The sequence below is a fragment of the Pedobacter sp. genome, from assembly GCF_035317785.1.
Taxonomy (GTDB): Bacteria; Bacteroidota; Bacteroidia; order Sphingobacteriales; family Sphingobacteriaceae; genus Pedobacter.
Map to the genome: position 1 here is coordinate 26138 of NZ_DATHGC010000016.1, position 6000 is coordinate 32137.

Genomic DNA, 6000 nt, shown 5'->3' on the forward strand with positions numbered 1-6000 from the left:
GAAATTATGATTTCACTTCCGCTTCTTACTCTCAAACTTATACTCACCCAAGTCTCCTGTAATGCCCGCAAAGGCAAATGGCAGGGTATAGCTTCCGTTTAGATCGTTACTGGATGTTAATCTGGTTGCAATCGCTGTAAGAGTATCAGGAATCAGGGCAAAAGGCCTCTCAAAAGAGATCCTGTAGCTACCACCCCTCTTTTCTTCAACAGAAAGTATCTTCGAGGTGCTATCGCCGGCAGAAAGCAGCAATTGATGAGCTTGCTTTCTAAATGAAATAATTTGTCTTGTACCGAGTTCTGAATCCTGTTTCGCAAAAGCAACGCCCGTCTGAAGAAACTGTAACGGTTGTGCTGGACCAGTAATTTGCAAATGATGATATATTGATGCGATACCGCCCGGGGTGTTTCCATAAGACGTGCCGTTGCAAATAACAATTAAAAATTAAGATTTCTACCGGATTAGCTTTGCGTGCGTTATTTTTTATATCTTCATCATTCAACTCTGAAAATTTCTTAATTAAGGGATACATAAGTACAATAATTTTACAATTGAGCATGAATTGGGATGAAGTAAAAGTATCGATAGTCAAGGATTTAGAATCTAGAGACTTAAAAGACCCAACAATACGCATTGGGGCACTGAATTCAATCGACAAGATTTTAGTCCGTCATATTGAAGAACTTCGAAGCAATCCGATTAAATTTATTGAACTTTTCAAGAAAGACGATTTTAAGGCACTGCTTGCCACATACAAATCAAACAAAAAATTAAACGGAGCAGAAGAAAGCGTGGTTAATGAGATTTACACCCGACTATGATTAAGGCTTAGTTTACTAGAAGTACTTAGCCATTAACTCATTATCTGTCAAGTTTTTGCCCTTAATTGGAAAGTCTTTAATATCAAACCGACTGCTCAAAAAAGGGAACCTGTTTCCACCATTTTTGTGATACCATCGATCAATTAACACATTCTCTCGAGGAGACCCACTTCTTAATCCGTTTGCAGAAGGAGTATGTAAACGATTGGTATATATATTTGCTTGCTTACACTTTAACTCGATAATTCGCATCTGTTCTTCAAATGTATTGGGTTTCGTCTTCTTTTTTGCAGGATTTCCCATTTAGTAAAATAAACGGCCTCGATGTTATTCTTTAAAATAAATTCAACAATAGGCTCCGTGTTCCAAGTGAATTGATTGAACAACTCAATTTCGCTATCCAACACCGTCCTAATTCTTTCAACATGGTCCATATTCGACAAATCAGCATCATCAATGCTGATGAGCAAATCTGTTACACCTATTTCATTGATCTTCAGGAAGTTCAATTGAGCTACTAAATCTTGTCTTGAGACAGAAGAAATCCCGGCAAAGCGAGGGAGTACTTCCCAGAAATAATTCGTGGCTCTGCCATAATAATAATTAGCCGCATTAGCGGGGTGCCACGCTGGTTCAGGATTAAAAGTACCGACAATAAGTGTTCTTACCTTCCAATTAGGGATTAAACCACTAATACCTTCCAAATGAAATGGATGGCCGAAGAATTTGTGTTTGCAACTCATATGAAGACTTTGTTTATGTTCGCTTTTATTTAATTATAATAAAATAATAATAAAGAAACAAGAGTAAAATCAAAATAACCATCGGATTATCGTAATTGCATATATTCCTATTATTTGTATATATTGGCCATATAAATTAATTCTCAATGGCTCTAGTATTTGTTAAAAACGGAAAGGTTGAACTCCGTAAAGAAAGCGGTTCACTTATACACACGTTTGGAACAGGCAAAACAATCAACGCCAATATCAATTCTGACTTCAGTTTAATTATCTTAACATTGGCCGGTGGCAAAGTTGAACTTCGTAAAGACTCTGGAAGTTTAGTGCGAACAATCGGCAATGGCCATTGCAAATCAGCTTCATTTGCCGGAGATGATATTCTATTAGAACTGGAGAACGGCAAGAAAGAACTTCGCAAAGTAAGCGGATCACTCATTAAAACCTTTTAAATTACCTCACATGTCTTATCAAACAGCGTTCACAATCTCGGTCTTATCCGTCTATAGCTTTACAGTTTTTGGATAAACCATTCACTGTCAATGAAAGAAGAAGCAATCGCAAGATTTGATTATCCTGAGGAACTTAAGGAAAAGCTAATAGAGCTGGTGGTTTACCAGAACTATTCAAAAGAAGAAGTAGCTAAAAAGTACGGTCTGGTAAATACCTACATCCTCACCAACTGGATTATTGGATACAAGAAAAAATTAGAGAAAGGAGCCGTAACTTTAGCTCCCATGGAAAAGCCAAAGACTAAAGATGCCGCTGAGCTGAAGAAGCGGATAAAGGATCTGGAGAAGGCATTAGAGAAGGCCAATGTACTTATCTACGGCCTGAACTCGATGATTGACCATGCTGAAAAGGCACACAAGGTTCCCATTAGAAAAAAGGGTGGTACCAAACAGTAAAGCTGATCAGGGAGAAACGCATTACAAGGATGGGCGTCGGGCCACTTTGTAGACTGCCATAGTAAAATCTATCCCCCAAGTGCATGGTAGACAACCAGGCCTCCAAAAGGCGATACCTGCTGATCAGCCTATTTTCCACTGTTATACCGATATGAAACATCGAGTCAACCACGTCGTCGGTCGGCAACAGTATGTCATCAAATACGGCTGCGCTGACTGCTGTCTGTGGAATCACGAATGATTAGATCAGCTTTAACAATGATCTTTTGCGGGTTTTCGCCTGTTTTTTTTGAATTCATCATATTAAGTAATGCATTGATCGATTGATTCGCCAGTTCCATTAATGGTTGTGCGACTGCAGTTATGCTCGGCTTATAAATATTAAAAATTTCATGATCATCGAAACCGATGATAGCTATATCTTCAGGTATTTTGAGATTTAGCTGATTAAGTGCCTTGATTCCACTAAAAGCAAGGTAGTTGGTCGCGAAAAACAGGGCATCAATCTGTCCGTTTATTTTCATAAACGCTACAAGTTCTTCCACGGTTTGGTCAAGACTATTGGCAAAAGGAATTTTCTTTATCAAAGAAGGCATATCGTGAGCAGCGAGTGCGTTCTGATATCCCAAGAACCTGTCCCGCATCTGGGTTTGCTCAGAGTCCAGTTCAACAAGGGCAATGTTTTTGTATTTTTTACTGATCAAATAGCTGACGGCATCATAACTTGCCTGGTAGTTGTCCAGTATCACATAACTTGTATCTATATCCGGAAAAAATCTGTCAAACAATACCACGGGCAGCCCGTCATTACACAATTCCTGTATCTCCTGCTCAATACCCGCCGGGGGCGTTATGATATATCCGTCGACATGCCGCTCCCGAAATAAAGCAATTAATTCCCGGGTTTTTTGAATATCGTCATCCGTACTGCAATAAATTATCTTATATCCGTTCTGATAAGCAATTTCTTCAATATGATAGGCGATCTGAGCAAAAAAGTAATCCGATATTTTCTCCACCATCAACCCGATAATCATAGTTTTGCCTGTACTTAAACTTTTGGCCAGCTGGTTGGGTTTGAATTTTTTTTCCTCTATATATTTTAGCACTTTATCTATTAGAAGATTACTTATCCTGTTTTCTTTTGCCTTACCATTTAAAATAAAAGAAATTGTCGTTTTTGATATATTAAGATCGGTTGCGATATCACGTATTGATAGCTTCTTTGCCATAGGGTTTCTTTTGATAGGCTGTGCACTATCTTTACTTCCAGCTTAAATTAACTTTTTTATCATAAAGAACCGATTGGTTTCTTAAAAAATTTTTGTACTGCTCCGGATTCGCAAATTCTGTATCCGTTGGTTGCCAGGCTGCATAAAATCGAAATATCACAGGGAGACTGTTTGACAGGGGTTTAAACGTTACCAAATAGCTGTCCCTGATGTCCTTTTCTGTCTCCAGGCTCTTACCGAATGACAAGATTTCAGACCTGTTCCCCAGTATGGCCAAACCAAGGTTATCTATATTTTCACTTTGCAATCCATAAGCATATAAGATTTTGCTCTTTTGGCTTTCCAGTTCATGAGCGGTCACCTGATATAAATTGGCGAAACCAGTGACTAATTTTGCCGCTGCCGGAGCATTTCCAATAGTAACACTGCTCTGGTAAAAAAACTGTCCGCCCCAAATACTTATTTCTTCAGTAAGTGATACAGGTTTAAATCCGGGTGCAATATTCCATTCGGGATACTTTATTCGGAATATTGCCCTTACCGGTCCATCTGCCACTTTTTCATAGATGACTTTGCCCATATTTTTTCCACCAAGACGGATCAGTGTATCGCTCCCATTTTTAAGTTTTAGTATTAAGGCGAGGGCACCTGCACTCAGCGAGGAGCCCACTTTGTAGATGTCCATGCCCCAGGGAGCCCTGTTGTGATAAATCACAGTGGGATCTACCCCAACAGTGTCCATCATCATCGCAGTTGTTGTTTTGCCCCATATATCCTTCCCATTACGTACATCCAGGTAAAGCCTGAAGCCGACTTTATCGTTTTCCCATGCCGGTCCCTCAGTTAAAAAAGGAGGCAATTTCTCTTTTGAAAAGTCTGTATTCGGCTGGCCTGCAGGAATTGAATCCGTATCGACACTTGCAGCAAAAGTATTGTCCGCGTTTTTACGCCGTTGCCGTACATGCGCACGGATCATACCACTATTTAACCTCTCCGTGGTTATACCAACCGAAAAAGCAGCTTGCTCCAAAGGCTTCAAGGTGTAAAGGAAGACCGCTTCATCCCAGATTCCATCCTTGTCCAGGTCATCAAACTGAACCGTCTGAACTCTTCCTGTTCCGTCGGTGATCCTTAAAAACAAATCCTTTGTTAATGTTTTGAACTGCCGGGGGAGCGCTATACGTTTTAATACGATCAGTTCATCCTGTCTTTTATAAATTGCAGGATTTCTAACCAGCAGTTTTTTTGATTGTGCGGAGCACGCTATTGAGGCCATAACAACCAAAACAAAGCAGGCTGTAAAATAATTTTGATTCATTATCACACTATTATAAGTTCTTTACCTGCGGTTTTTACAACCGGCACATTTTACCATTATTTATCAATTCTAAACCAGTCAAAACCGGCATAGCCCCCTGTTACAGGATCCATTTATCTGATTTTTGGCTATAAATCTCTTTTAAGAAACTCAGGCGATCTGTTGTCTTTTGTCACTCATCAAACATGCCTCTTTGTTAGCCTCACAACCTGAACAATTCCAATTATTTTGAAGACTTCCAGGCAGTGGTATGCACATGGTCAAATCTAACTACTGAAGTAACTGTGCTTAACCTGGACGAAATGGAAAGGCCTACAAAAATCTCTTTTTTAAGAGGAAGTTCCGTGCTCCCTATCTGCGACCATGTTTTGCCATCGGCAGAAACATATCCTGAAAAATTGGTTCCCCTGCGCACCAACCGTAACCAGTAATATTCCATTAACCGTCCGTTCTGAATTACAGGCGAGGTTAGATCAAGGCCTGTGCTTTTCACCACTGTTTCTCCGCCTGTGGCTTCGCGAGCCATCAGCTTAGTGGTCCAGCCAGGCGCTTCTATCTGTTTAGTAGCCTCAGGACTGAGAATCAGTGAGACATGGGACGCATTGGCATTAAGGCCGTTTCTCATCATTACTCCCATTTGAGTAAATTGAGAACCGAGTTGGGGGATGAACCTGGCCGTAAATTCCCCATCTCCGCTCATAGGCGCGTATGCATACTGGAACTGGTCTTCTTTTCCCCCAATTGCTGTTCCTGAGCCTTCCAGTCTAAAGTATCTCCCATTGTATGATGATGAACCCGCGACATTAACATTGCCAATATCCTGGTATTTCCAGGGTGCGGGTAATCCGGAGCTAATTGACATCTCCGGTGCATTTGCACTTTCTCCGATGCTATTGACCGCGGATACCGTATAATAATAAAGCGCGCCTGACCGAACCTGTTGATCAGTGTAAAACGTTGTCGGTATGTTTTTGGCAATTA

Annotated in this window: 8 protein-coding genes; 3 read left to right on the forward strand and 5 right to left on the reverse strand. The window is 40.4% G+C overall.

Annotated features, from left to right (window positions below; translation table 11 throughout):
- Nucleotides 1-12 precede the first annotated feature (12 nt).
- The gene (locus VK541_RS01605; protein WP_324366250.1) at nucleotides 13-372 is read right to left on the reverse strand and encodes a hypothetical protein; all 360 of its coding nucleotides are present in this window, start codon (nucleotides 370-372) and stop codon (nucleotides 13-15) included.
- A 185-nt stretch (nucleotides 373-557) separates the two neighbouring features.
- Between VK541_RS01605 and VK541_RS01610 the strand changes: the two genes are divergently transcribed.
- Entirely contained in the window at nucleotides 558-821 is a 264-nt protein-coding gene (locus VK541_RS01610; RefSeq protein WP_324366252.1) for a hypothetical protein, read from the forward strand.
- A gap of 233 nt (nucleotides 822-1054) precedes the next feature.
- Here the strand turns inward: VK541_RS01610 and VK541_RS01615 are convergent, their stop codons facing one another.
- On the reverse strand, nucleotides 1055-1564 hold the full coding sequence (locus VK541_RS01615) for a hypothetical protein (RefSeq protein ID WP_324366254.1): 510 nt from the start codon (nucleotides 1562-1564) through the stop codon (nucleotides 1055-1057).
- A 146-nt stretch (nucleotides 1565-1710) separates the two neighbouring features.
- Here VK541_RS01615 and VK541_RS01620 point away from each other — a divergent pair, with 146 nt between their 5' ends.
- Both VK541_RS01620 and VK541_RS01625 read left to right on the forward strand, forming a co-directional pair.
- Nucleotides 1711-2013 carry a hypothetical protein gene (locus tag VK541_RS01620; RefSeq protein ID WP_324366256.1) on the forward strand — a complete coding sequence of 101 codons (303 nt, stop codon included), beginning with the start codon at nucleotides 1711-1713 and terminating at the stop codon, nucleotides 2011-2013.
- A 90-nt stretch (nucleotides 2014-2103) separates the two neighbouring features.
- Nucleotides 2104-2469, forward strand: coding sequence for a transposase (locus VK541_RS01625; protein ID WP_324366258.1), 366 nt, complete (start codon nucleotides 2104-2106; stop codon nucleotides 2467-2469).
- 197 nt (nucleotides 2470-2666) lie between these two features.
- Here the strand turns inward: VK541_RS01625 and VK541_RS01630 are convergent, their stop codons facing one another.
- The 3 genes from VK541_RS01630 to VK541_RS01640 all read right to left on the reverse strand — a co-directional run.
- Nucleotides 2667-3701 (reverse strand): LacI family DNA-binding transcriptional regulator, encoded by a 1035-nt coding sequence (locus VK541_RS01630; protein ID WP_324366260.1) that lies wholly within the window; start codon nucleotides 3699-3701, stop codon nucleotides 2667-2669.
- 31 nt (nucleotides 3702-3732) lie between these two features.
- The gene (locus VK541_RS01635; RefSeq protein WP_324366262.1) at nucleotides 3733-5019 is read right to left on the reverse strand and encodes a DUF4861 family protein; all 1287 of its coding nucleotides are present in this window, start codon (nucleotides 5017-5019) and stop codon (nucleotides 3733-3735) included.
- A 223-nt stretch (nucleotides 5020-5242) separates the two neighbouring features.
- A partial coding sequence (locus VK541_RS01640) for a hypothetical protein (protein ID WP_324366264.1) occupies nucleotides 5243-6000 on the reverse strand: 758 nt, incomplete at its 5' end.